This window comes from Amycolatopsis sacchari (assembly GCF_900114035.1).
GTDB lineage: Bacteria > Actinomycetota > Actinomycetes > Mycobacteriales > Pseudonocardiaceae > Amycolatopsis_E > Amycolatopsis_E sacchari.
This window is the reverse complement of sequence record NZ_FORP01000031.1, coordinates 49453-71296: the sequence shown is the minus strand read 5'-3', so window position 1 is coordinate 71296 and position 21844 is coordinate 49453. Positions and strand designations below refer to the sequence as shown.

At 71.5% G+C, this 21844-nt stretch carries 20 protein-coding genes and 1 pseudogene; 9 read left to right on the top strand and 12 right to left on the bottom strand.

Annotation, left to right across the window (positions count from 1 at the left end):
- From BMZ92_RS32645 to BMZ92_RS32620, 6 genes are all read right to left on the bottom strand, one after another.
- On the bottom strand, positions 1-413 hold a 413-nt coding region (locus BMZ92_RS32645), incomplete at its 3' end, for an ABC transporter ATP-binding protein (RefSeq protein WP_143249999.1).
- The gene (locus BMZ92_RS32640; RefSeq protein ID WP_091515650.1) at positions 400-1290 is read right to left on the bottom strand and encodes an ABC transporter ATP-binding protein; all 891 of its coding nucleotides are present in this window, start codon (positions 1288-1290) and stop codon (positions 400-402) included. The genes BMZ92_RS32645 and BMZ92_RS32640, both read right to left, overlap by 14 nt.
- Positions 1287-2348 carry a branched-chain amino acid ABC transporter permease gene (locus BMZ92_RS32635; protein ID WP_091515648.1) on the bottom strand — a complete coding sequence of 354 codons (1062 nt, stop codon included), beginning with the start codon at positions 2346-2348 and terminating at the stop codon, positions 1287-1289. Before BMZ92_RS32635 ends, BMZ92_RS32640 begins: the two co-directional genes overlap by 4 nt.
- Positions 2345-3334, bottom strand: a complete 990-nt coding sequence (locus BMZ92_RS32630) for a branched-chain amino acid ABC transporter permease (protein ID WP_091515646.1) — start codon at positions 3332-3334, stop codon at positions 2345-2347. Before BMZ92_RS32630 ends, BMZ92_RS32635 begins: the two co-directional genes overlap by 4 nt.
- Before the next feature lie 25 nt (positions 3335-3359).
- Positions 3360-4562 carry a branched-chain amino acid ABC transporter substrate-binding protein gene (locus tag BMZ92_RS32625; RefSeq protein WP_425425884.1) on the bottom strand — a complete coding sequence of 401 codons (1203 nt, stop codon included), beginning with the start codon at positions 4560-4562 and terminating at the stop codon, positions 3360-3362.
- Between the two features lie 160 nt (positions 4563-4722).
- Positions 4723-7098: a helix-turn-helix domain-containing protein gene (locus tag BMZ92_RS32620; RefSeq protein WP_091515642.1), complete on the bottom strand. Its 2376-nt coding sequence runs from the start codon at positions 7096-7098 to the stop codon at positions 4723-4725.
- Between the two features lie 92 nt (positions 7099-7190).
- On the opposite strand from BMZ92_RS32620, the gene BMZ92_RS32615 reads away from it, so the two are divergent.
- The 3 genes from BMZ92_RS32615 to BMZ92_RS32605 all read left to right on the top strand — a co-directional run bounded on the left by BMZ92_RS32615 (position 7191) and on the right by BMZ92_RS32605 (position 9410).
- A complete protein-coding gene (locus tag BMZ92_RS32615) occupies positions 7191-7877 on the top strand; it encodes a helix-turn-helix transcriptional regulator (RefSeq protein ID WP_245783396.1) in 687 nt (228 codons plus the stop codon).
- Between the two features lie 89 nt (positions 7878-7966).
- Positions 7967-8818, top strand: coding sequence for an SAM-dependent methyltransferase (locus BMZ92_RS32610; RefSeq protein ID WP_091515637.1), 852 nt, complete (start codon positions 7967-7969; stop codon positions 8816-8818).
- Between the two features lie 64 nt (positions 8819-8882).
- The gene (locus BMZ92_RS32605) at positions 8883-9410 is read left to right on the top strand and encodes a winged helix-turn-helix transcriptional regulator (protein WP_091515634.1); all 528 of its coding nucleotides are present in this window, start codon (positions 8883-8885) and stop codon (positions 9408-9410) included.
- Here BMZ92_RS32605 and BMZ92_RS32600 read toward each other — a convergent pair.
- Both BMZ92_RS32600 and BMZ92_RS32595 read right to left on the bottom strand, forming a co-directional pair.
- The gene (locus BMZ92_RS32600; protein ID WP_091515631.1) at positions 9388-10329 is read right to left on the bottom strand and encodes a sensor histidine kinase; all 942 of its coding nucleotides are present in this window, start codon (positions 10327-10329) and stop codon (positions 9388-9390) included. The genes BMZ92_RS32605 and BMZ92_RS32600 overlap by 23 nt on opposite strands.
- On the bottom strand, positions 10326-11171 hold the full coding sequence (locus tag BMZ92_RS32595) for an MEDS domain-containing protein (RefSeq protein ID WP_091515630.1): 846 nt from the start codon (positions 11169-11171) through the stop codon (positions 10326-10328). Before BMZ92_RS32595 ends, BMZ92_RS32600 begins: the two co-directional genes overlap by 4 nt.
- A 108-nt stretch (positions 11172-11279) precedes the next feature.
- Between BMZ92_RS32595 and BMZ92_RS32590 the strand changes: the two genes are divergently transcribed.
- Positions 11280-11723, top strand: coding sequence for a DUF6292 family protein (locus BMZ92_RS32590; protein WP_177228971.1), 444 nt, complete (start codon positions 11280-11282; stop codon positions 11721-11723).
- Here the strand turns inward: BMZ92_RS32590 and BMZ92_RS32585 are convergent.
- Positions 11678-13051: a sensor histidine kinase gene (locus BMZ92_RS32585; RefSeq protein WP_091515627.1), complete on the bottom strand. Its 1374-nt coding sequence runs from the start codon at positions 13049-13051 to the stop codon at positions 11678-11680. The genes BMZ92_RS32590 and BMZ92_RS32585 overlap by 46 nt on opposite strands.
- Before the next feature lie 157 nt (positions 13052-13208).
- Here BMZ92_RS32585 and BMZ92_RS32580 point away from each other — a divergent pair, with 157 nt between their 5' ends.
- The 3 genes from BMZ92_RS32580 to BMZ92_RS32570 are packed head-to-tail and all read left to right on the top strand — an operon-like array spanning position 13209 to position 15568.
- Complete coding sequence (locus tag BMZ92_RS32580; RefSeq protein WP_177228970.1) at positions 13209-14087, top strand: helix-turn-helix domain-containing protein; 879 nt, start codon at positions 13209-13211, stop codon at positions 14085-14087.
- A gap of 2 nt (positions 14088-14089) precedes the next feature.
- Positions 14090-14893 (top strand): SAM-dependent methyltransferase, encoded by an 804-nt coding sequence (locus tag BMZ92_RS32575; protein ID WP_091515622.1) that lies wholly within the window; start codon positions 14090-14092, stop codon positions 14891-14893.
- Between the two features lie 42 nt (positions 14894-14935).
- On the top strand, positions 14936-15568 hold the full coding sequence (locus BMZ92_RS32570; protein ID WP_091515619.1) for a helix-turn-helix transcriptional regulator: 633 nt from the start codon (positions 14936-14938) through the stop codon (positions 15566-15568).
- Between the two features lie 71 nt (positions 15569-15639).
- Here the strand turns inward: BMZ92_RS32570 and BMZ92_RS38440 are convergent.
- Both BMZ92_RS38440 and BMZ92_RS32565 read right to left on the bottom strand, forming a co-directional pair.
- Positions 15640-15783, bottom strand: a pseudogene (locus tag BMZ92_RS38440) (nucleotidyltransferase family protein); the annotation flags it as partial.
- Positions 15784-15869: 86 nt separating this feature from the next.
- Entirely contained in the window at positions 15870-16754 is an 885-nt protein-coding gene (locus BMZ92_RS32565; RefSeq protein WP_091515618.1) for a LysR family transcriptional regulator, read from the bottom strand.
- Positions 16755-16836: 82 nt separating this feature from the next.
- Between BMZ92_RS32565 and gabT the strand changes: the two genes are divergently transcribed.
- Positions 16837-18150, top strand: coding sequence for a 4-aminobutyrate--2-oxoglutarate transaminase (gabT, locus tag BMZ92_RS32560; protein ID WP_091515659.1), 1314 nt, complete (start codon positions 16837-16839; stop codon positions 18148-18150).
- Positions 18150-19529, top strand: coding sequence for an NAD-dependent succinate-semialdehyde dehydrogenase (locus BMZ92_RS32555; protein WP_091515615.1), 1380 nt, complete (start codon positions 18150-18152; stop codon positions 19527-19529). The genes gabT and BMZ92_RS32555 overlap by 1 nt, the downstream gene beginning before the upstream one ends.
- Here the strand turns inward: BMZ92_RS32555 and BMZ92_RS32550 are convergent, their stop codons facing one another.
- Entirely contained in the window at positions 19530-21500 is a 1971-nt protein-coding gene (locus BMZ92_RS32550) for an acyltransferase family protein (protein ID WP_091515614.1), read from the bottom strand.
- Positions 21501-21844 lie beyond the last annotated feature (344 nt).

Genomic DNA, 21844 nt, shown 5'->3' with positions numbered 1-21844 from the left:
GACAGTGTGCCCCCCGCCTGCGACCGCCGCTCCTTCAACCGCGGGAACAACGCGAACACCCGCTCCAGATCCGCACCCAGGTTCTTGCGGTCCTTGCGCGCGTACGCGCCCATGTCCAGGTTCTCCGCCACCGTCATCCCCGGGAACACCCCCCGGCCCTCCGGCACCTGCGAGATCCCCCGCACCACCCGCAGATCCGCCCGCAACCGCGTGATGTCCTCGCCCGCGAAGGTGATACGACCCGCCGACAACGGGCGGATACCCGAGATCGCGCGCATCGTGGTGGACTTGCCGGCGCCGTTCGCGCCGATCAAGGCCACGATCTCGCCCTGACCCACCGTGATCGACAGCTCCGACACCGCCTGGATGCGGCCGTAGTGCACCGAAACCCCGGACAGCTCAAGCAACGTCATCGTCAGGCACCCCCAGGTACGCGGCGATCACCGCCGGGTTCTCCCGGATCTCCGCCGGCAGCCCCTCCGCGATCTTCTTCCCGAACTCCAGCACCACGATCCGGTCCGTCACGCCCATGACGAGTTTCATGTCGTGCTCGATCAACAACACCGTGTACCCGTCGGCGCGGATCTTGCGGATGAGCTGCATCAGCTCTTCCTTCTCCGCCGGGTTGAACCCCGCCGCAGGCTCGTCCAAGCACAACAGCTTCGGCTCGGTCGCCAGCGCCCGCGCGATCTCCAGCCGACGCTGGTAGCCATACGGCAGGTTCTTCGCCTTGTCCGCCGCGCGGTCGGCGATGCCCACGAACTCCAGCAACGCCATCGCCCGGTCCACCGCCTCCTGCTCCTCGCGGTGGTGCCGTGGCAAGCGCAACAACGCCCCCAGCACACTCGTCTTGGCACGCGCGTCCGCGCCGACGACCACGTTCTCCAGCGCGGTCATCTCCCCGAACAGCCGGATGTTCTGGAACGTGCGGGCGATGCCGAGCTGCGTGATGCCGTGCCGCGAGGACTTGCCCAGCGGCTTGCCCTCCAGCAGCACCTGACCCGACGTCGGCCGGTACACACCGCTCATCGCGTTGAAGCACGTCGTCTTACCCGCGCCGTTCGGCCCGATCAGGCCGAGGATCTCGCCACGCCGGATGCCGAAGGACACGCGGTCCAGCGCCGTCAGCCCGCCGAACCGCATCGTCACGTCGGTGAGCTGCAGCAACGTCTCCCCGAAGCGCGCGGAAATGTGCCGGTCCGGCGCGACGGCCTCGGCGACCTCCGCCTCGTGCCGGAGCCGCGCGTCGAGTTCGCCCGTGTGGTACAGGATCTCGGTGTCCTCGTTCATCGCGTCTCCGTCATCGCGCTGTCCCCGCTGATCTGCTCACCGCGGCCGATCAGGCGCTGGTACGCCTGCCGCCCCTTGGCCAGCAACCGTTGCCGGGCACCGAGCAGCCCCTGCGGCCGGAAGATCATCAGGATGATCAACGCGATCCCGAAGATCAGGTAGTTGTACTCGGCGATCTGCACGAACCGCAGCGGCAGGTACGCCACCACCACCGCTCCCAGCAGCACACCCACCTTGTTCCCCGCGCCGCCCAGCACGACCGCCGCCAGGAACAGCATCGAGGTGACCACGTCGAACGACTGGTTGTTCACGAAACCCAGCTTGCCCGCGTACAACGCCCCGGACAGCCCACCGATCGCCGCGCCGATCACGAACGCCCAGATCTTGAACTTGTACGTCGCCACCCCCATGATCTCGGCGACGTCCTCGTCCTCGCGGATCGCGACCCACGCGCGCCCCACCCGGGAGCGTTCCAGGTTCCCGACCAGCAACAGGATTCCCACGATGATCGTCACCGTGAGCCAGTACCAGGCGGTGGCGTTGTCGTAGAACGGCTGCCCCGCGTTGTTCGTCCCGACCCGCTCGAAGCCGGACTGGCCGCGCAGCGGCGTGACGTTGTCGGCCAGCAGCCGGATGATCTCCCCGAAGCCCAGGGTCACGATCGCGAGGTAATCGCCCCGCAATCGCAACGTGGGCGTGCCCAGGATGATCCCGAAGATCATCGTGATCACCATGGCCAGCGGCAGCGTCCACAGGTACGGCAGCTTGTGCAGCGAGGAGTTCGGCGACGTGAACAACGCCGCGACGTACGCCCCCACCGCGAAGAAGCCGACGTAACCCAGGTCCAGCAGGCCCGCCTGCCCGACGACCACGTTCAGCCCCACCGCGACCAGCGCGTAGCGGGCCACGTCGAACATCGCCGTGGGGAAGTCGGTGCCGGTCGTCGCGATGATCGGCGGGTTCAGCACCGGCAGGAAGTAGATCAACGCCAGCAGCGGGACCAGGATGCCCCACTGCGCCGGCCGGGACAGGCTGTTCCAGCGCTCCCTGATGCTCATACCCGTGCCTTCCCCAGCGACTCGCCCAGGATCCCGGTCGGGCGGAACATCAGCACGATCACCAGCACCACGAACGCCACGATGTCCTTCCACTCCCCGCCGAACAGGGACTGCCCGTAGTTCTCGACCAGCCCGAGCACGAAACCACCCAGCAGCGCACCACGCAGGTTGCCGATACCGCCGAGCACCGCGGCCGTGAACGCCTTGATACCCAACAGGAAACCGCCGTTGTAGATCGCACCCTGCGGGATCTTCATCATGTAGAACAACGCCGCCGCACCCGCCAGCAGACCACCGACCAGGAACGTCACCACGATCACGCGTTCCTTGTTCACCCCCATCAGCGTCGCGGTGTCCGGATCCTGCGCAACAGCACGGATCCCGCGGCCCAGCCGGGTCTTGTTCACGAAGTAGTCCGCCACGAACCACAGCAGGACCGCCGCGAGGAACAGCACCAGGTGGATGTTCGTGACGACCGCGCCGAACACGCGGAACAGCGGCTGGGGCTGCAGCAGGCGGATCTGGGGCTGCTGGTTCAACCCGAAGATCAGCTTCAGCGTCTGCTGGATCGCGAAGGAGGCACCGATCGCGGTGATCAGGAAGACCAGCCGCGGCGCGTTCCGCTTGCGCAACGGCCGGTAGGCGACCCGTTCGAGCGCGACGGCCGTCGCCCCCGACGCCGCCATCGCGGCGACGCACGCGACGAGCAGGAACCCGATGACCTCGAGCAGGGGCAGCTCAGGTGTGGTCCCCGCCCGGAAACCCAGCAGCCAGAACGTGATCCAGGTGGCGAACGCCCCGACCACGAACACTTCCGAGTGCGCGAAGTTGATCAGTTTGAGCACCCCGTACACCAGGGTGTAGCCGAGCGCGATGAGGGCGTAGATACCGCCCTGCGCCAGGCCGTCGACGGTGTTGTTCCAGAACTGCTCGGCCAGCCCCGGCACGTCGAACTGGATCCAGCTGTCTGTGGAGAACGCGTTCATCTGCGGGTTCCCGGGCGAGGAGCGGTCAGCTCAGCTGGCCGTTGTTGACGATCTTGCCGTTCTGCACGCGGTAGCTCCACACGGGAGTCTCGGTCAGCTCACCGGTCGCGTCCCACTTGTAGTGCTTGGTCAGGCCCTGGCCGTCGTAGTTCTTGACGAAGTTCAGCAGGCCCGCACGGTCCTTGACGCCCGAATCGATCCCCTTGAGCAGAATCGTCGCCACGTCGTAGCTCTCCGGGGAGTAGGTGCCCGGGTCGGCACCCTCGACCTGCTTGAAGGCGGCGGTGAAGTCCTTGAAGTTGTCCTCCGGCACGCACGGGCAGGTGAAGTAGGCGTTGTTCGCGCCCGCACCGGCGCCCTTGAGGAACTCCGGGTCCTTCACGCCGTCGGGGGCCACGAACTTCGCGGTGACACCCTTGTCGTTGAGCTGCTGCGCGAACGGTGCGGCCTCGGGGTAGTAGCCCGCGTAGAAGATCGCGTCCGGGTTCTCCGAGGACATCTTGTTGACCACGGCGGAGAAGTCGGTCTGCCCGGTCTTCACCTTGTCGGTGCACGAAGCCTTGCTGCCCAGCGCCTGGGTGACCTGGGCGGCGAGGCCGATTCCGTACTCCGAGTCGTCCTCGACGACGCAGATCTTGTTCGCCTTCAACGTCTCCGTCATCAGCTTGACGGCGGCGGGGCCCTGCACCGAGTCGTTGCCGACGCCACGGAAGAACGTCTTCCAGCCCTTCTTGGTGAGGTCGGGGTTCGTCGCGATCGGCGTCACGCTCACGAGGCCGGCCTGGTTGAACAGGTTGCCCACGGCCTTCGACTCGCCCGAGAACGGCAGGCCGGCGACACCGAGGATGTCGGGCTCGGCGATGGCCTGGTTGACCACACCCGGTGCCTTGTCGGGCTTGCCCTCGCTGTCGAACTTCTTCAGCGTGACCTGGCAGTTCGGGTTGGCCTGGTTGTGCTGCTTCACGGCGAGGTCGATGCCACGCAGCGAGTTCTGCCCGAACGCGGCGCTGTTGCCGTTGATCGTGCCGATGTAGGCGATCGACACGCCCGAGCAGACGGCCTTGCCGTCACCCGCCGGGTTCGCGGCGTTGGCCGCGAGCGAAGGTGCCGCGGCGGACGTGTTGCCGTCCGAGCCCGAGCCCCCGCTGTCGCGCGCGGCACACGCTCCGAGCGCCAGCGAGGCCGCGGCCGCCAGCACCAGGACGCGGCTGATTCGTGTTGCAGACATCGTTCCTCCGCCTGAAAAAAGGTAGGGTTGGAGCACGCGACGAGATGGTCGGAATGTGCCGTGCTCCCCCGTGGCGAAGCCAGTATGCCGATACGGCCGGATGGGGGAACGCCCCGCGCATCCGTCTTCCTGATCGGACGGCAGGAATGCCCGAAGGGCCTCAGGCGCCCGCCAGCTCCGCGGCGAGCCGTTCCGCGGCCTCGGTGCCGACCTGTCCACACAGGACGGCAGCCTCCTCACGGTACTCCCGCGAGGCCTCGGCGTCACCCGCCAGTTCGAGCACCGAGGCCAGTTCGGCCAGCGTCTGCGCCCGCGACCACCGGCTGAACGGTTCGGTGAAGGCGGTGAGCGCCGCACGCAGGCACCGCACGGCGGGTTCGTACTCGCCCGCCTCGCGCCACGCCCTGCCTTCCCGCAGCCCGGCCTCGGCCGCGTCCATCGGCGCCTGCGCCTCGTCGAACAGGGCGCGCTCGGTGCGGTAGGCGCGGGCCGCTTCGGCCCACTCCCCCAGTTTCACGTGCGCGTTGCCCATGAAGCGGAACGTCAGCGAGCGCAGGAACCGGTAGGTCTCGGGGTTGGCCTCGGAACGCTGCAGCTCGCCGTCCGCGAGCACCGCGCGGTGCACCGCCAGCGCCTCCTCCGGTCGCCCCGCCGCGGTCAGGACTTGCCCGAGCACGTTGCGGAGCGGGGCCTGGCCAGCCCAGAACCCGAGCCCGCGCGCGACGGCGGCGACCCTGCTGTGCTCGAGCGCCTCCTCCGGCCTGCCGAGCCGCATGAGCACGGCGCCCAGGTACCCCTGCGCCCAGGTCTCCTCCACGGAGTCGCCGATCTCCCGCGCGAGGGCCAGCGCCTCGCGGTGCGCGGCGTACCCGCCCTCGTGGTCGTCCATCAGCAGGTACCGCGCCCAGCCGACGAAGTTCAGCAGCTTCGCCTCCGCGTGCCGGTCGCCCAGCGCGCGGGCGGCGGTCAGCCCGAGCTCGAACACCTGGTCCCACGGGTGGTGCTGCTGGCGGACGTCGGAGTACCAGTGCATCGCCTCGGCCAGCCCCACGACGCGGCGGTGGTCGCCGTCGCGGGCGGCGAGCCGTTGCGCGGCGAGCCAGTTCGCGGCCTCGCCGTCCAGCCACCGCACCGCGTCCTCCCGTGCCGGGAACCGCGGGTTGCCCTTCGTGGCCTCGGGGTGCAGCAACGAGGCGGCGACCATGGCGGTGTCCAGCAGGTAGCTCACCACGGCGGTGCGCACCTTCGCGAGGTCGTCCGGGTCCTCCTCCGCCTCCAGCCGCTCGCGGGCGAACAGCCTGATCAGGTCGTGGTAGGAGTACCGGCCGTCCTGGGCGCCGGCCTGCAGGAGGTTCGCGTCGACCAGCTCGTCGATGTACAGGCGCACCCTGGGCTCGGGCAGCCCGGTGGCGATCGCGGCCAGCTCGACGCCGAACGCCGGGCCGGGGATCAGCGCCAGCCGCTGGAACACCAGCCGCGCCTCGCCGGTCAGCCGCCGGTGCGACATCGCGAACGCCGAGCGCACGCGCAGGTCTCCCGCCGACAGCGCGGCGAGGCGGGTGCGCTCGTCCCGCAGCAGCGTGACCAGGTGCTCGATCGTCCAATGTGGACGGCTGGCCAGCCGGTTGCCCGCGATCCGCACCGCCAGCGGCAGGTTCCCGCACAGCTCCGCCAGCTCCGCGACGGCCTCGGGTTCGGCGCGCGTGCGCTCGTGCCCGATGATCGTGCCGACGAGCGAGGCCGCGTCGTCCTGGCTGAGCGCGGTGAGCCAGATCCACCGCCCCGACTCCAGCCCCACGAGCGCCCGGCGGCAGGTGATCACGGTGAGGCAGCCGGTGGTGCGGGCGAGCAGCGGGCGCAGCTGGGTCTCGTCGGCGGCGTTGTCGAGCAGGATCATCGTGCGCCGCCCGGACAGCAGCGAGCGGAACAGGGCCGTCTGCTCCTCGACGGTGACCGGGATCTGCTCCACCGGCACACCGAGCGCGCGCAGCAGGAGGTCGAGCGCCGCCCGGGGAGCGACCGGCTGGTCGTCCATCCCCCGCAGGTCCACCGAGAAGCACCCGTCGGGGAACTCCTCCCGCAACGCGTACGCGGCCGTCGCGGCGAGCGCGGTCTTGCCGACGCCGGGGTGCCCGACGACGGAGACGACCACTCCCCCGGGCGTCCGCGCGGCGTCCAGCGCCGCCGCACGCAACCGCTCCAGCTCGGCGGTGCGGCCGACGAGATCCGGCACCGCGCTCGGCAGCGGCGCGACCGCGGGCGGCAGCGGGACGGGGCGGGCCCCGCGCTGCCTGCCCTGGCGCGCCAGCTCCAGGAAGCGGCTCCGCTCGGGACCGGTCAGGCCGAGCGCGTCGGCGAGGGCCTCCGTGGAGCGCCGCTGCGCGGCCCTGGCGCGGCCGCGTTCCAGGTCGGACAGGGCGCGGACGCTCACCCCGGACGCCTCCGCGAGGTCGGCCTGGGTCAGGCCCGAGGCGCGGCGCAGCCGCAGGAGCAGCTCGCCGAAGCCCGGTTCGTCGGCAGGGGGAGTCTCGTTCACCGGCGACCATTAAACCGGCAGAAGTAGCGGAGGCGAAAAACTGCTGGTCGTTCTTCCTGGCCGACTACCCTTCTTCGCGGTTTCCTGGCGCCATGTCAATCAGTATCGCCCGGATGGAGGACACCGGCTCTTCGCTGACTCCGAGGGCACACTCGAGCGCACCCGCGACCCGAGCGGTCTCGGTCGGCGTGCTCGCCACCGACCCGCTGCTGCGCACCGGACTGCTCAGCGTGCTGCGCACCCAGCCGGGGCTGCGGCTCGCCGACGGCGACCCGAGGCAGGCCGGGGTGCTGGTGGCCGTCGCCGACGACCTCCGCACGCTGCCCTACCTGGTCGGCGAGACCGCCCGCCACACCCGGCTCGTACTCGTCGCCGACCCGCCCCAGCCCGCCGAACTGTGGAAGGCGATCGAGAGCGGCCTCGTCGTGCTCGTGCCCCGCAAGGAGGTGACGCCGGAACGGCTGCGCAAGGCCGTCGCCGACGCCGCCCGCGGCTTCGGCTACCTGCCACCGGAACAGCTGGGGCAGGTGCTGCAGGGCATGGCGCGGCTGCACCGCGACGTGCTGGTGCCGAACGAGCTGACGCCCACCGGCCTGTCCACGCGGGAGACCACGGTGCTGCGGCTGCTCGCGCAGGGCCAGGACACCGCGGAGATCGCGGCGGAGATGTCGTACTCGGAACGCACCGTGAAGAACATCCTGCACAAGCTGACCACGCGCCTGGGGCTGCGCAACCGGACCCACGCCGTCTCGTACGCCCTGCGCAACGGCCTGATCTGAGCACACCGGACGGCCCCTTCCTGGGGTGTGTCACGGGCCACTACTCTCAGTACGTCCAGCGTCGAACGCGAACGTCCTGCGAGGCAGTCATGACCGGTGCGCCGCCCACCTCACCGAGCCAGGTCCCGGTCGGGGTCGACCCGACCAGGCCGAGCATCGCCCGTATCTACGACGGGTTCCTCGGTGGCAAGGACCACTACGAGGTGGACCGGGCGGTGATGCGCAAGATCAACGAGGCGGTGCCCGAGGCGGTGGACATCGCCAGGGGCAACCGGGGGTTCCTCAACCGCGCCTGCCGGTTCCTCGCCACGCAGACGAAGATCGACCAGTACCTGGACTGCGGCTCGGGCCTGCCGACCGCGGAGAACACCCACCAGATCGTGCAGCGCAGCAACCCGGACTCTCGGGTGGTCTACGTGGACAACGACCCGGTCGTGCTCGCGCACGGGCGGGCGCTGCTCGAGGAGAACGAGAACGTCCACATGGTCGAGGCGGACATCTTCACGCCCTCGACCGTGCTGGGGCACGAGGTCGTGCGCCGGCACCTGGACTTCGCCCAGCCGCTGGTGCTGCTGCACGTGGGCACGCTGCACCACCTGGAGGGCGACGGCGGGCCCGAGGTGATGCGGGAGTACATCGACGCGCTCGCGCCGGGTTCGTACGTGGTGTTCTCGCACTTCTACGACCCGCAGGTGCCGGAGCTGACCGAGGTGGCCAAGCGGATCGAGGACATCCTCGTGCACGGGCCGATGGGGGCGGGCCGGTTCCGCACGCGGGACGAGATCCTCGCGATGCTGCCGGGGCTGGAGATCGTCAAGCCCAACGCGACGACGGACCCCGGCCTGGTGGCCTGTGACGAGTGGTGGCCGGACGGCCCCCGGCTGACCCCGCTCAGCAAGGCGGCCCGCTGCATCGCGGGCGTCGTGGGCCGCAAGCCCTGACCGCTCCCGGCCGACGCCGCCCGGGAGCCGGTCTGCTCACCGAACCCGCCGTTACGCTGGGGTCATGGCCCTGAAGTCCGACTACACCGGGCAGGAGTGCTCGATCGCGCGCACGCTGGAGATCGTCGGCGAGCGCTGGACGTTGCTGATCCTGCGGGACCTGTTCTTCGGCGTGCGGCGGTTCACCGACCTCTACCGGCACCTGGCGATCCCCAAGGCGGTGCTCACGGTGCGGCTCGACCGGCTGGTCGCGGCCGGCGTGCTGGACCGCGCCGAGCACCGGCCGGGGCGGCCGGAGTACCGGCTGACGGCCACCGGTCTGGACCTGTGGCCGACGCTGCACGCGCTCAACGACTGGGGCAACACCCACCAGGCGCCGAACGGCCCGCGCGCGCTGTACGTGCACGTCGACTGCGGCAGCGTGCTGTCCCGCGGTGGGTTCTGCGCCGGCTGCGGCACGGTGCCGCCGGTGACCGACGTCGAGTACCGCCCCGGCCCCGGCGAGCCCGCCGAGCCCGAGGACCCGGTCGACCGGGCGCTCCGCCCGGCGCACCGGCTGCTGACGCCGCTCAGCACACCAGCCGGACGGTGAACCCCTCTTCGTCGCGGTAGAGGGAGACGTGGCGGCAGATCTGGTGCGCCATCCACAGGCCCACGCCCGCCGACCGGGTCTCCGCCGTGGCGAGCAGGCCCGCGAACGGATCGACGGGGCCCTCGCCGCCGTCGGTCACCGTCGCGACCGCGCGGTCGTCGCCGGGCCAGATCCTCAGGCGAACCGGCGGTTTCCCGTGCACGGAGGCGTTCGTGACGGCCTCGCTCACGGCCATCACGAAGTCCTCGGCGCGGTCGGCGTCGATCCCCGTGCCCGCGAGCGCGGCCCGCACGACGCGGCGCGCGTCCGCGGCCGTCGGACCGACCAGCTCGGCGGACGGCGGCCCCGGTTCGGGGCCGGGCCGCGGCGCGTCCCGCCAGGTGGGCAGGAAACCCGCCGGGTCCCGGTAGCCGTCGTTGTCCAGGTGGCCGCCGTCCGGCGTGGCGACGTGCGGGTGGGTGCGAGCGACGTCGGCCAGTACGTGTTCCGGCGTGATGCGGACGTCGTACGGGCACAGGCCCCACAGCGGGAAGTCGTCGTAGGCGTGGTTGACCACCGCCTCGTAGCGGGCCCACCAGTCCCACGGCTCGCCGACCCCGGGGTGCGGGACGTCGCCCACCACGCGGATCTGCGACACGCCCTGCTCGACGTACCGCGCGAACAGCTCGCGGTACCGCCGGATCGCCGACGCCGGGCGCAGGTACTGCTCCTCCCCGGCGATGACGGTCAGCTTCGAGGTGTCCATGGCGGAGGTCAGCAGCCGCTGGTTGACCGGGCCGAACGCGACCAGCACCGGCTCCCCCGCGGCGAGCCCGTCCTCCAGGAACGGCACGACGACGTCGAGCAGCTCCTGGTCGGAGGAGTAGAAGGCGGTTTCGTGGTAGTAGCCGGTGTGCCCCGCGGCGGCGCCCGATCTCATGCGGCCCGCTCCAGTGTCACGCCGGGCACCTCGAACAGTTCGAGCAGGCGCCGCGCGGACGGGCAGCCCGTGCGCAGGACCACGGTCACGTCCTGCCTGACCGCCGCGTCGGACAGCGCCAGGAGGTTGCGGTGGTCGGTGAACTCCAGGCCGCGGCCGTCGATCAGCACCCGCCGTCCCGCCTCGGGCAGCAGCTGCGCCCGCTCCAACGCGAGCGTGAACGGTCCGACGGTGCCGTGGTCGAGTTCGCCGCTGAGGCTCAGCACGCCGTCGGAGTCCGGGTGCAGGCGGAACGGTGTGGCGCCCGGGCTCGCCGCGGGGTGCAGGCTCGCCAGCTGGACGATCGCGGCTTCGTCGAGTTCCCGCTGGTCGTAGCCGCACATCGCGGAGAACGGGTGGGCCGCCATGTAGCGGTCGATGCGGTGCTCGTACCGGGTGAACCGCGCCAGCCGCGCGGGTGTGCGGACGAGCCCGGTGGCCTCCGCCGCCACCCGGTAGCCGCGGTACCCCTCGGCGAGCGCCGCCTCCGTGGCGGCGGCGTAGGTCGCGACCTGCGTTTCCGGGTCCACCACCTCGTCCTCGCCGTACACGCCGTCGAGCGACTCGATCGTCAGGGAGCCCTCGCGCAGCGCCTTGGCGAGCGGTGCCGACCGGCTCAGTTCCTCCGTCAGCCCGCCGGCGTCACCGGGCGCCACGAAGCTGGTCTTCAAGCCGAGTGACACCCCGTCGGCGAGGAACTCGACGGCCCGGGCGTGGAAGTCCGCCGGGTCGTCGTAGCCCCAGCACAGGTGGTCGTGGGGGCCGAAGCCGCGTCCCGCGGAGGAGACGCCCGTACGCCGCATGCCCCCAGCGTACTTTCCCGGCACAAGCCGCCCAGATTCCTCCCGCGAGAACGATTCGATCGCCGAATCGGGGGTACTCCTTCCGAGGGAATACCGAAGGAAGCGAGGGTGATCGTGGACATCTACGGTTGGGACGCTGCCGAATCGGCCCTGCAGGCCTACATCGCCGTGGTGGCGGACGCGCTCGGGGTGCCACCGGAATCCACGTGTGCCATGACCGGACGGCCTGCCAGCGCCTACATCGCGCTCGACGAGCGCCTGCCCAACTTCCCCGACCGCGACCTCGCCCTCCTCTGGGAGGACAACCAGGGCTGGGCCGCCGCGATCGAGACCCACAGCGGGGAGGACGTCATCGTCGTCGCCTACCTCGGCGGCGAGGTCGTCCCGCCACCGAGCGCGGTGGTCGGCTTCCTCCGCGACCTGCTCGCCGACAAGCAGCCGGGGCAGCTCGAACCGCCGAACTTCCCGCCCTGCGCGGACCTGACCGAGCGCCTCGCCCGGCACGGTTACGCCGGCACCTCCCAGTCGATGATCACCCGGTCGCCCTCGTAGGCGATCTCCAGCTGGTCCCGGGCCCGCTCCCGCAACGTCCGCAACCCCTCGGGCGTGCCGGGGGCGGGCCCGCTCACGTGCAGCGTCAGGTACCCGTCGGTGCGCGCGAGCCCGATCCGCACGGGACCGTCGTGCCCGACGAACGCGCCGAGCGCCTCGTGCAGGACCTCCAGCGCCTCCGTGACCACCTCGTCCGGCAGCTCCCGGTCCAGGTCCCCGGACAGCTCCAGCTCCGGCACGACGCCGGCCCCGGACTCCAGCTCGCCGACCAGCGCCTGCACGGCGAGGCCGAGCGACGGCCGGTCCGGCGACGGCAGGTGCCCGTACAACGCCGAACGCAGCTGGTTGATCGCCTGGTCGAGGTCGGCGATGGCGCGGGTGAACACCGGCTGCGCCACGGGAAACCGCGCGCTCGCCGACTGCAGGGTCAGCCCGAGGCCGAACAGGTTCTTGAGCACGGTGTCACCCAGCTCCCGCGCGATCCGGTCGGTCTCCTCCAGGCGCACGACCTGTGCGGCCGCTTCACCGGCCCGGCCGATCTCGCCGCGGATGCGCACCCGCATGCCCTCCACCGCCGCGCCCAGCTCGGCGACCTCCTGCGGGCCGCTCCCGTCGACCCGCTGGTCGAGATCGCCGTCCGCGACTCCCCTGACCTGCGCGAGCAACCGCCGCAGCGGGGCGTCCAGCGAGGTGCGCAGCAGCAGGACGGTCACGGCGCCGAGGACGAGCGCGAGCGCGGCGCACACCCCGGTCACGACCGTCGCCCGGTTCTGCGCTCCCACGCTCTGCTGCAGCCCGGCCGCCGTGAGCTCGTCGATGTGGCTCTGCAGCGCGGCGAGCCGCGCCCCCAGGACGTCGAAGTCCGCCTTGCCGTGCAAGGAAAGCTGCCGGATCGTCTGCTGGTCCACCGGCCCGGCCCGCACGGCGGCCACCGCCGGCCTGATCGACCGGTCGAGCCAGGCGTCGCTCGCCGCGGCCACCTCATCGACCAACCGCAGGGACGGCTCGTCGAACGACAGCAGGGCGCGCAGGCTCGCCTCGCGCCGGTCCCGGTCGGCCAGCCCGGAGTCGTAGGGCGCGAGGAACTGCTCGTCCCCGGTCAGCAGGAAGCCGCGGACACCGGTCTCCATGTCGACGTGGTCCTTGCTCAGCGCTGCGACCGCCTGCTGGGCCGGCCGCAACGAGGTCCGGACGTGCGCGCCCAGCGACGTGGCGTAGAGCCAGGACGCGGTGGTGGCGGCGGCCGTCACGAGGAGGAGCAACAGCAGGCCGCCGACGAGCGCGTGCACCCGCCAGCGCAACGTCCGCGGCCAGGCCCGGCTGAGCACGGTTGATGGTAACCCCGAAAAGGCCGGTGCGAAATCCGCTTCCCGGGGGCGAGTTCCGCGCCCCCACGAATGGACGCTGGATTTCCCCGCGAATTCCGGCCTACAATTCTGCTCCCCGTCTCACTGATCGGAAGAACACCGCGTGACAGTTCCCCCGGTGGCCAGGACCCCGACCGGCCGCAGGTTCCAGCTCGCCGCGTTGCTGCGGCACCTGCGCGAACGGCGCGGGCTGACCCAGGAGGAGGTGGGGGCGATGATCTGGCCGGACACGAGCAGGCGCAGCGTGCAGAACAAGATCACCCGGCTGGAGAACGGCGACGGCGGGATCAGCGAGGACGATCTCCACGCGCTGCTCGGCGCGTACGGCGCGCCCAACGGCGTCACGCTGGAGCTGGCGCTCCAGCTCAACAGCGGCACCTCGCAACGCGGCCGGTGGCGCGGCGCGCGGGCGGTGCACCCGGAGCATTTCCGGCAGTACGTCGATCTCGAAGAGGACGCCGAACTCATCCGGCTCGTGGGCGTCGAACGCATTCCGCCGCTTTTGCAGTGTGAATCGTACGTCCGCGCCGGCCGGCCGGACGAGGAATCGGTGACCGCCATTCTCGACCGCCAGCGCGTCCTGGCCCGCGCGGAACCGCCGGAAGTCTACGCACTGCTCAGTGAATCGTGTGTCCGCCGAATACACGGCGACCATTCCGTCATGGCCGACCAGATCGACCACCTGCTGCGGCTGTCCGCGCGGCCGAACATCACGCTGCAGCTCGTGCCGTTCACGCCGGTGCCCGGTCTCGTCGTGGAGACCGCGCTGGAGCGGTTCGCCCTGCTGCGGCTGCCGGCACCGGGCGTGCTCGGCCGGTTCCAGCAGCACCTCGACTTCGCGTACACGATGCAGGGCGCGCGCGTCGTCCCCGACGACAACGTCGAGCCCTACGAACGACTCTGGTTCGCGGCGACCACCGCGGCCCTCAGCCCCGAAGCGACCCGGCGGTTCCTGCGCGAGGTGCGCCGGGACTTCCGCGGCGCGGCGAAGGAGTGACGATGCCCGAAAGCCCGGAGCGCCCGGTCGCCACGGCGGCCCGCGTCTACGACTACATGCTGGGCGGTACGCACAACAGCGCGGTGGACCGCGAGGCGGCCGCGCACATGGTGCGCTCGTTCCCGCTCGCCGCGGTCGGCGCGCGCTACAACCGCGAGTTCCTCGGCCGGGTGGTGCGCTTCCTGACCGGTGCGGGCGTGCGGCAGTTCCTCGACCTCGGTTCCGGCATCCCGACCGTGGGCAACGTGCACGAGATCGCGCAGGCCGAGGCGCCCGGCGCGCGCGTGGTGTACGTCGACTACGAGCGCGACGCCGTGGAGCTGGGGCAGCGGATCCTGAGCGACAACCCGGACGCCACCGCGTTGCTGGCCGATCTGCGGGAGCCCGACGTGGTGCTGGGTTCACCGGAGGTGACGGGCCTGCTGGACTTCTCGCGGCCGGTGGCGGTGCTGATGATCTCGGTGCTGCACTTCGTCCCCGACGACGCGCAGGCGCTGGACCTGGTGCGGCGCTACCTGTCGCGGCTCACGTCCGGCAGTTACTTCGCGCTCAGCCACCTCGTGCGTGCCGAGGGCCGGGCGGGCAACCTCCAGCGGGAGACCAGGCACGTCTACAACAGCACGGTGGCGGAGAACCTGGCGATCCGCGAACCCGGGCAGATCGCCGCGTTCTTCGCCGGGCTGGAGCTCGTCGAGCCGGGGCTGGTGGCCGTGCCGGACTGGCGTCCCGACGACCCGGACTACGTGCCGGACGAGGAGGACGTGCCGCGCCGGGTAGGGCTGGCCGGGGTCGGCAGGGTGCCGTGAAACCCGCTTCTGGACAAAGTGTCCGGTCTCTAGACTGACCGGGTGGAGACGGCGGACGCGATCCTCGACGCGCTCAAGGGGCTGGTACCGGGGCTGGCCGCGACGTTCGGCCGCTCGTGCGAGGTGGTGCTGCACGACCACCGGCTCGGCGACCGGTCGGTCGTCGCCGTCGCGGGCGAGGTGACCGGCAGGCACGTCGGTGGCGCGACGAGCGAGATCGGGCTGCGGATGCTCGCCCGCGGTGACGCGGCGGAGCCCGAGCTGAACTACGTCACGCGCACCGAGTCGGGACGCGTGATCAAGTCGTCCACGCTGCCGCTGCGCGACGGGGAGGGGCGCGTGTTCGGGGCGCTGTGCGTGAACCTCGACGTGACGGCGCTGCGCCAGGCCGGGGACCTGCTGGCGGACCTCGCGGGCCTGGCCCCGGCCACCATCCCGGCGACGACGTTCACGGACGATTTCGACGAGGTCGTCGACGCGGTGGTGCGGGCGGAGGAACTGGCGCTGGCCAAGCCCGTCGACAGCCTGCAGCGCCGCGAACGCCTGCGGCTGCTCAAGGCGCTGGACGAGCGGGGCGTGTTCGCCGTGCGCGGCGCGGCTCCGCGCATCGCCGCCCGGCTCGGCATCTCGCGCGCGTCCCTGTACACCGATCTCGCGGAGTGCCGCCGGGGTTGAGGGGCAGACGACGGGAACCGGTCCTCCAGCGCCGGGAGCGGCCCCAGTGTCGTGAGCGAGGAGTGGGCGAAGTAGTCGATGGCCGCCTCGGTGGAGGAATAGGGCTCGCACGGCACGCCGAAGCGGTCTTCGTACCAGAGGTGGACGCGCGCCTCGTTGCGGATCTCGACCTCGGCCGCGAGGTCTCCGAAGAGCCGGGCACCGGCGGTGATCATCTGGAACAGGCCCCGGACGTCAGGTACCAGCAAGGCGAGTTCCGTGGCGCGAGCCCGCCCCGCAGGCGGCCGATGCGCAAGCCCCCTCAACCGGCCGGCAACACCTCGTCCCCGTACAGCTCCGCGCTGAACGCCCGCAGCCGCCGCGCCAGTGCGGCCAGCGAAGCCGCCGCGTGGTGCGTCGGCGACCATGCCGCGAACAACGCCATCCGCAGCGGCCCGTCCGCACACCGGATCCGCATGCCGTGCAGCCCGAAGCGCGGGTCGTCCGACACCACCGCCGCGCCCCGGCCCGCTGCCGCAAGCGCTTGCGCCACCTGGGCGTTGCCGCATTCGACGAGCTCCGGCGTGGTCAGCCCCTCGGCCGCGAGCGCCTCCTGCAACAACTGCCTCGGCCGGAACGACGGGTCCAGCACCACGAGGGTTTCGCGCGCCAGCTCCGCGAGCGGCACCGCGGCCTGCCCCGCCCAGCGGTGGCCGGGCGGCACGTACGCGAACAGCGGCATCACGGCGACCGCGTAACTGCTCCAGCCCGACTCCGGCGGCTGCGTCACGATCGCCAGGTCCGCGCCGTGGTGCAGCGCCGCCGTTCCCCTGTTCTCGACGACCGTGGGCAGCGGGTCGTCCGGCCCGAAGGTCGCCAGGAACGGCGCGATCAGGTCGGTCAGCGTCGTGGTCGGGGCGGCGATCGTGAGCCGCACGAGGTGGCCGGCGGCGAAGGCCTCCGCGGCGGACAGGGCGTCGTCGGCGCGCTGCAGGACGTCCCGCGCCACGGGCAGGAACTGCGCGCCCGCGGCGGTGAGCGCGAGCCGGTTCCCGTGCCGCTCGAACAACTCCAGCCGCAGCTCGCGCTCCAGCTGCCGCACCTGCCGGGACAACGCGGGCTGCGTCACGTGCACGGCGGCCGCGGCGGCGCTGACCGAGCCGTGCTCGGCGACGGCCACGAAGTACCGCAGGGTCCTCAGTTCCACGTCCTCCAGTATGCCTTCCAGGCATGGCAAGACTAGAAAACAAGCAGTGGACGGCATGGTCGGCGGCTCCGACCATGGGGGCATGACACTCGCCACCTCCCTGCCCCAGACCCGTCGCCTCGCGACGGAGATCCCCGGCCCGCTTTCGCGGGAACTGATGGCTCGCAAGCAGAACGCCGTCGCCCGCGGGGTCGGGACGACGATGCCCGTGTTCGCCGTGCGCGCCGGTGGCGGGGTGGTCGAGGACGTCGACGGCAACGTGCTGATCGACCTCGGCTCCGGCATCGCCGTGACGACCGTCGGCGTCAGCGCCCCGCGCGTCGTGGACGCCGTGCGCGAGCAGGCCGAGGCGTTCACGCACACCTGCTTCATGGTCACGCCGTACGAGGGTTACGTCGCTGTCGCCGAGCAGCTCAACCGCCTCACGCCGGGCACGCACGAGAAGCGTTCGGTGCTGTTCAACTCCGGCGCCGAGGCCGTGGAGAACGCCGTGAAGATCGCCCGCGCGTACACCGGCCGCCAGGCCGTCGTCGCGTTCGACCACGCCTACCACGGCCGCACCAACCTGACCATGGCGCTGACCGCGAAGTCCATGCCGTACAAGCACGGCTTCGGCCCGTTCGCGCCCGAGGTCTACCGCGCGCCGCTGTCCTACCCGTTCCGCGACGAGCTGGACGGCCCCGCCGCCGCCCGCCGCGCGATCGACGTCATCGAGAAGCAGATCGGCAAGCCCGCCGCCGTCGTGATCGAGCCCATCCAGGGCGAGGGCGGGTTCATCGTGCCCGCGCCCGGGTTCCTCCCCGCGCTCGCGCAGTGGTGCCGGGACAACGACGTCGTGTTCATCGCCGACGAGGTCCAGACCGGCTTCGCCCGCACCGGCGCGCTGTTCGCCAGCGAGCACGAGGGCATCGTGCCGGACCTGCTCGTCAGCGCGAAGGGCATCGCGGACGGCCTGCCGCTGTCGGCGGTGACCGGCCGCGCGGAGATCATGGACGCGGCGCACGCCGGTGGCCTCGGCGGCACGTACGGCGGCAACCCGATCGCGTGTGCCGCCGCGCTCGCGACCATCGAGACGATCGAGGCCGAGGGGCTCGTCGAGCGCGCCCGGGAGATCGAGCGCCTGATGAAGGACCGGCTGTCGGCGCTGCGCGAGCGCGACGACCGGATCGGCGACATCCGGGGCCGCGGCGCGATGATCGCCGTCGAGCTGGTGCGGGCCGGCACGACCGAGCCCGACCCCGAGCTGGCCCGCTCGGTGGCCGCGGCCGCGCACGCCCGTGGCGTGATCGTGCTGACCTGCGGCACCTACGGCAACGTCCTGCGGTTCCTGCCCCCACTGTCCATCAGCGACGAACTGCTCCACGACGCGCTCGACGTCCTCGCGGAAGGATTCTGATGTCCCAGTTCACCGTCGAAAACCCCGCCACCGGCGAGACCATCGCGACCGTGCCCGACGGCGGGGTCGCCGAGGCGACCGCCGCGGTGGACGCGGCCACCGCGGCCGCCCGCGCGTGGGCGCGCACGCCCGCGCGCACGCGTTCGGAGGTCCTGCACCGGACGTTCGAGCTGATGCTGCGCGACCGCGAGGAACTGGCCGCGCTCATCGTGTCGGAGAACGGCAAGTCGCTCGCCGACGCCCGCGGTGAGGTGACCTACGCGGCGGAGTTCTTCCGTTGGTACGCCGAGGAAGCCGTCCGCACCGACGGCAGCTACGGCCCCTCCCCCGCCGGCGGCACGCGCACGCTCGTCACGCGCAAGCCGGTCGGCGTGGCGGCGCTCGTGACGCCGTGGAACTTCCCCGCCGCGATGGCCACGCGCAAGATCGGCCCGGCGCTCGCCGCGGGCTGCACCGTGGTGCTCAAGCCCGCCGCCGAAACGCCGCTGACCGCGCTCGCCGTGGCCCGCCTGCTCACCGAGGCCGGGGTGCCGGACGGTGTGGTGAACGTCGTGACCACCACCGACGCCGGTGCCGTCGTGACCACGTGGCTGGAAGACCCGCGCGTCCGCAAGATCTCCTTCACCGGCTCCACGCGTGTGGGCCAGTTGTTGTTGCGCCAGGCGGCGGACCGGGTCGTGAACTCGTCGATGGAGCTGGGCGGGAACGCGCCCTTCGTCGTCACCGCCGACGCGGACCTCGACGCCGCCGTCGAGGGCGCGATGATCGCCAAGTTCCGCAACGGCGGGCAGGCCTGCACCGCGGCGAACCGCTTCTACGTGCACGCCGACGTCGTCGAGGACTTCACGGCGAAGCTGGCCGCACGCGTCGGGGCGCTGAAGGTCGGCGCCGACGGGGAAATCGGCCCGCTGATCAGCGCGAAGGCCGTCGACGGCGTGACGAAGCTCGTCGAGTCGGCGATCGCGGCCGGGGCACGGGTCGTCGCGCGCGCCGAGGTCCCGTCCGACGGCAAGGGCTACTTCTTCCCGCCCACCGTGCTGGCCGACGTGCCCGCCGACGCCGAGATCGTGCGGCACGAGATCTTCGGCCCGGTGGCCCCCGTCATCACCTACCGCTCGGAGGACGAGCTGCTGGAGCTGGTGAACGCGTCCGAAATGGGCCTGGCCGCCTACGTCTACGCCGGGGAACTGCAGCACGCGCTGCGGCTCGGGGAGGCGATCGACGCGGGCATGGTGGGCGTCAACCGGGGTCTGGTGTCCGATCCCGCCGCCCCGTTCGGCGGGATGAAGCAGAGCGGCATCGGCCGCGAAGGCGCCCGCGAGGGCCTGCACGAGTTCACCGAGATCCAGTACCTCAGCGTCGCCTGGCCGGAGGACTGATCACGCGGGCGTCGGGGCCGCGGCCCAGCCGAGCGCGTCGTCGATGGCCTGCTCGACGATCGGCGCCATCGTGCCCAGGTACGTCGCCGACAGGTGGTTGTCGTCCAGGTACAGCAGCACGTTCCCGAGCACCGGCGGGCAGACGTCCTCGTCGCAGTAGTAGTCGCTGAAGTCCAGGAAGTCCACATTGGACGGCGTGTCGAGGAAGTGGTACGGCGGGTCCGGTGCGTACAGCTCGCTCCGGGGTGCGGCGCACTCCGGGGCGTCCGGGCCCGCCTGCTCGACGCACTCCGAAGGGGACGTGTCGTAGCGCGGGTTGTCGCGCACGGCCAGCACGCGGATGCCGGCGTCGCCGAGTTTCGCCCACTGGGCCAGGAAACCCGGCGGCGTCTGCTCGGTCAGCCCGACGCGCACGTCCCGCGTGGCGGAGGTGAACACGACGTCGGGCCGCAGGTCGAGCAGCTCGTCGGCGGCCGCGGCGTTCCAGTCCCGGCACGCCTGGTTCGCGGGGTCGATCTCGGACTCGGTGGAGAACGGGCAGCCGCCGCGGGACAGCACGATGAGCTGCCAGTTGCGGCGTTCGGCGATGGGCTGCAGCGCCGCGATGAACTGCGTCGGGTGCGAGTCGCCGACGATGGCGATCCGGTGCTCCGGTTCGGGGGTGTCGGTGGTGCAGACCACCAACTCCGCCCCGCGCGGGGACTCGGCGCAGTTGTCGATCCACGCCCAGTCGTCAGGCAGCGCCACGAACGACGGCGCGAGCGGCGCGTCCGGCCTGCCCTCGTACACGAAGCCTTCCGTCCGCGCGAGCGCGCCCGGGTGGTCGGCGTCGCCCGCCACGACCGCGCGTGAACGCACCAGGTGCTCGCTGGTGAACTGCCAGGCGAACGTCGCGAGCAGCACCGGCACCATCGCCACGGCGACGAGCCGGTAGGAGCCCCAGGCGACGGTGCGGGCCGGTTGTTCGACGAGGTGGTACGTCGCGACGGCCAGCAGCGCGGCGATCCCGATCACGAAGGCGCCGCCGAGCAGTCCGACCTCGGCGCGGTCCCGTGCCACGAGGTAGAAGACGAGCACGGGCCAGTGCCACAGGTAGAGCGAGTAGCTGAGTTTCCCCAGGTACCGCAGTGGCCGGGTGGACAGCAGCCGGTCCACGCCCAGGCGGCTGCCGGTCGCGCCGGCGACCAGCACGAGCGCGGCGGACAACGTCGGCCACAGCGCGACCCAGCCGGGGAACACCGTGCCCACGTTGAACACCAGCCCGCAGCTGATCAGGCCCGCGACCCCGGCCCAGCCGAGCAGGACCCGCAGCGGACGTGGCGCGGTGAGGACGTCGATGCCGAGCGCGACGAGCCCGCCGAGCGCGAACTCCCAGACGCGGGTGAGCGAGTGGAAGTACGCCAGCGGCTGGTCCACGTCGGTGAGGTGGATGGAGTATCCGAGTGAGCCGGCGAACAACAGCGCCAGCACCACGGCGAGCACCGGCCGCAGCCGCCGCCGGGCGACGAGCGCGACTCCGGCGATCAGCAGCGGCCACACGAGGTAGAACTGCCCCTGCACGGCCAGTGACCAGAAGTGCTGCACGGGACTGGCGGTGTTGTGCGCGGCGAAGTAGTCGGCCGAGTCCGCGGCGAGGCGCCAGTTCTCGACGAACAGCGACGAGGCGAAGATCTCCCGGATCGTCTGCGTCCAGCGGCCCTGCGGCAGCACCGCGACCCCGACCGCGACGGTGACGAGCAGCACGGTCAGCGCGGCGGGCAGCAGGCGCCGGAGGGTGCGGCCCCACGTGGCGAGCAGATCCCCGCGGCGGCGCACCAGTTGTCCGGTGAACAGGAAGCCGGAGAGCAGGAAGAAGACGTCCACGCCACCGGAAACCCGCCCCAGCCACACGTGGTAGATGACGACGAGCACGCAGGCCAGCGCCCGCAGGCCGGTCAGCTCCGGACGGTACCGGCGCGCCGCTTCGGTCAAGTTTCGCCCCTTTGCTCCTGGTTCCCTCCCTTTTGTACGTGACGGCCGGTGGCTGAACGGCTCTCGGGGTCACCACAGAGGATTGATCAGCGTTCAGGAACGCCTGCGTTGCAAAAGTGTTGCACTCCGGACGACACGTCCTGACGCCCGAAACCCCACGGCAACCGGCCTGCCGCGCTCCCGCCAGGCGCAAGATCGGCGCGATCAGCCGCACCCGACCGCACACTGTGATTTCATTGGGCAAAACGTCCTTACCTGTTCCGCCCACAGAGCATCCAGCCGGGTGACCCGCGAGCCACGCCCCGTAGCCGACCGCGGAACGGCCGTGCTGGACCGGAATAGCA